General features: G+C 69.6%; 3 protein-coding genes and 1 tRNA gene. 2 read left to right on the forward strand and 2 right to left on the reverse strand.

The features are described 5' to 3' along the window. Both AC1DU6_RS24600 and AC1DU6_RS24605 read left to right on the forward strand, forming a co-directional pair. The coding region (locus tag AC1DU6_RS24600; protein ID WP_477860280.1) for a 3'-5' exonuclease at window positions 1–1,860 on the forward strand (1,860 nt) is incomplete at its 5' end. Window positions 1,861–1,875: 15 nt separating this feature from the next. Continuing rightward, window positions 1,876–1,952 (forward strand) — tRNA-Pro (locus tag AC1DU6_RS24605). Between the two features lie 86 nt (window positions 1,953–2,038). On the opposite strand, the gene AC1DU6_RS24610 is transcribed toward AC1DU6_RS24605, so the two are convergent. Together AC1DU6_RS24610 and nadA are read right to left on the reverse strand one after the other, a co-directional pair. Beyond that, on the reverse strand, window positions 2,039–2,329 hold the full coding sequence (locus tag AC1DU6_RS24610) for a late competence development ComFB family protein (protein ID WP_056195496.1): 291 nt from the start codon (window positions 2,327–2,329) through the stop codon (window positions 2,039–2,041). 43 nt (window positions 2,330–2,372) lie between these two features. Beyond that, window positions 2,373–3,254, reverse strand: an 882-nt coding sequence (gene nadA / locus AC1DU6_RS24615; RefSeq protein WP_477860282.1) for a quinolinate synthase NadA, incomplete at its 5' end; no start/stop codon positions are given.

Raw genomic sequence — 3,254 nt, forward strand, 5'->3', positions numbered from 1 at the left:
CGCCTGGCCTGCGACCACACGCGGCGCAACGCGCCCGAGGTGCTGGCCGCCGTGAACGCCACTTTCGACAGCGCCCAGCGAGCCGGCGCCTACCAAGGCTTTCGCGTGCACACGACCGAGGTGGCCGAAGTGGACGACCTGGCCGGCTTGTGGGCCCTCGACGCCGAGGTCATGGCGTCGCCCGCCCAGGCGGACGTTGACCCGCTGCGCTGGCGCCCCAGCCTGACCGAGCCCCGCCGCGAGGCGGAGATCAGCCGCCGTGCGCCGGAATGCGAGCGCGTCTGCGGGGCCATCGTCGGGCTGCTGCAGGCCCGGCCTGAACTCAAGCCGGGCGACCTCTTCGTGCTGGCCCGCAAGCGCGACCCGCTGCGCCAGCTCAGCGAGGCGCTGACCGCCGCCGGCGTGCCGCATGCGGCGCCCGAGGAGCAGCCGCTGGCCGGGCTGCCCGACGTGGCCGACCTGCTGGCGTTGCTGGACGTGCTGGCCTCGCCAGGGCACGACCTGTCGCTGGCCCGCGCGCTGCGCAGCCCGCTGTTCGGCGTCGATGAGACCGACCTGCTGACGCTGGCCGAAGCCGCTGGTACAGCGCAGTGGCTGGGCCATGCGCCCGCCGAGCGACGCTCCTGGTGGGCCGCGTTGCAAGGCCTGGCCGCACCCAGCCCGGCGCTGGCGCGCGCTCAAGGGCTGCTGCGCTGCTGGGCCGAGCAGGCGCGCCAGCGCACGCCGCACGAGCTGCTGGACCGCATCGTCCACGAGGGCGAGCTGCTCATGCGCATCGCGGCGGCTGTGCCCGCTGCAGATGCAGCCGTGCGACTGCAGAGCGTGCAGGCGCTGCTGCGTGCCGCGCTCGACCTGGATGGCGGCCGCTATGCCCAGCTCTACGGCTTCGTGCGCGCGCTGAAGAGCCGGCCTATCAAGTTCGTGCCGGCTGCTGCGCCGGACGCGGTGCAACTGCTGACCATCCATGGCGCCAAGGGCCTGGAGGCCGAGGTCGTCTTTTTGCTCGATGCCGACGCCGCGCCGCCCAAGGCCGAAACGCTGGGCCTGCTGCTGGACTGGCCGGTGGGCCAGCCGGCGCCGCGGCGCGCGGCCTTCCTCGCCTCCGAAGCCAGGCCGCCGCCGTCATTGCAGGCATTGGTTGACGAGGAGCGTGCCGAGCGTGAACGCGAAGAGCTGAACGGCCTGTACGTTGCCCTGACGCGGGCGCGGCGTGCGGTGGTGCTCAGCCACACGCCGAGCCGCAGCCAGGCCACCAGCTGGTGGGACCGGCTGCAACCGCTGGCCCGCCGCTGGCCCCTTGCGATGACACCGGGCGGCCGGGCCAACACCGCGCCGCCAGCCATTGCGCCGCTGCCAAGCTGGCAGCCTCCAGCGGCAGTGGCTGCACGTGATGGCACGGCCCGTGACGACCGCCTGGCCCGCGTGGGCGAGGCCTTGCACCGCGTGCTGGAGTGGGCCTCGGCAAGTGGCCAGACGCAGGCGCTGGTGGCGCTGATGGCATCTGCCTCGCAGGCCTTCGGCCTGGACGCCAAGTCACGCGAGCAACTCGCCCAGGCGGCCCAGGCCATCCTGGCCAGCCCCGACTGCCGGCCCTTCTTCGACCCGGCCGAGCTGATCTGGGCCGGCAACGAAGTCGCGGTGGGACAGGGCGACGACGACCAGCGCATCGACCGCCTCGTGCAGCGCCGCGATGGCTGCTGGTGGGTGCTGGACTACAAGCTCGGCGCCACGCCGGAGCGCGAGCCGGCCTATCTGGAGCAGATGCGCGGCTATGTCGCGGCAGTGCAAATGCTGCAGCCGGGCGAGCCCGTTAGAGCCGCTTTGATCAGCGGAACGGGGCGCTTCGTTCCTGTGAGCTAGAATGGCAGGCTTGTTCGGGGCGTAGCGCAGCCTGGTAGCGCATCTGCTTTGGGAGCAGAGGGTCGCGAGTTCGAATCCCGCCGCCCCGACCATCTACAACGGAGTGATTCCCTCAAGGAATCTTGTGAAAGGCCCGCCTCGTGAGAGGCGGGCCTTTTCCATTCCTGCCCGACTCGGCCTATTTGCGTGACCGCAGCGCCGTACGCGCCTGCACAAAGTTGAACGCATAGCTCACCGCCTCGACGATCGCGTTGTCGATCTCCAGGCGTTCGTGCTCGGTCAGGTAGAAGCTGAAGTCCACCTCATGGCGGATGTAGCGCGGGGGCAGGCGGTTCAGGGCCACGCAGCAGACATCGCAGAGCAGATCGTTGCTGGCCGCGATGTCGGGGTAGTCGGTGGACGAGTCCATGACCGCGCCGAAGACCTCGCGCTCATGGTGGTTGTAGAGGGAGCTGAAGTCGGCATTCATGGCGGGCCTCGTCAAGGACGGTGAATGCCGATTTATAGCCCCATCAGGCGGCGCCGATACCCGGGGTCATACCGGCAGCGGCAGTCTTTCTCGCCGAGACGAAATCCAGCATGCGTGTGATGCAGCGTTGAGCCTTCACGCGGACAGCCTCGTCGACATGGATTTGAGGTTGGCCGCTCTCCAGGCAGTCGACCAGGTTGGCCAGGCCGTTCATCGCCATCCAGGGGCAGTGGGCGCAGCTCTTGCACGTGGCGCTGTTGCCGGCCGTGGGCGCCTCAATCAGCAGCTTGCCCGGCGCCAGCTGGCGCATGCGGTGCAGGATGCCGTTGTCGGTGGCGACGATATAGGCCGGTGCAGTGCCTTCGACGACCGCCTTGATCAGGGCCGAGGTCGAACCGACGACGTCGGCTTGCTCGACGACGCTCTTGGGTGATTCGGGGTGGACCAGGATCAGTGCACCCGGGTGCTGCTCGCGCAGCAGTTCCAGCTCCAGCCCCTTGAACTCGTCGTGGACGATGCAGGCGCCGTTCCACATCAGCATGTCGGCGCCGGTCTCTTCCTGGATGTAGCGGCCCAGATGCCGGTCCGGCGCCCAGAGGATCTTCTGGCCCTTGGCATGCAGGTCGGCCACGATCTCCAGCGCGCAGGAGCTGGTCACCATCCAGTCGGCACGGGCCTTCACGGCGGCGCTGGTGTTGGCGTAGACGACGACCTGGCGGTCCGGGTGGGCGTCGCRGAAGGCGGCGAATTCGTCCTCGGGGCAGCCCAGGTCCAGCGAGCAGGTGGCGTCCAGGTCGGGCATCAGCACACGCTTCTCGGGGCTGAGGATCTTGGCCGTCTCACCCATGAAGCGCACGCCGGCCACGACCAGGGTTTGTGCAGCGTGGTCGCGGCCGAAACGGGCCATCTCCAGCGAGTCGGACAC

The organism is Roseateles sp. P5_B10, assembly GCF_056400485.1.

Bases quoted from the DNA above. Each gene is read 5' to 3' on its own strand.
- AC1DU6_RS24610 (WP_056195496.1), bottom strand. From the start codon at position 2,329: ATGAATGCCGACTTCAGCTCCCTCTACAACCACCATGAGCGCGAGGTC.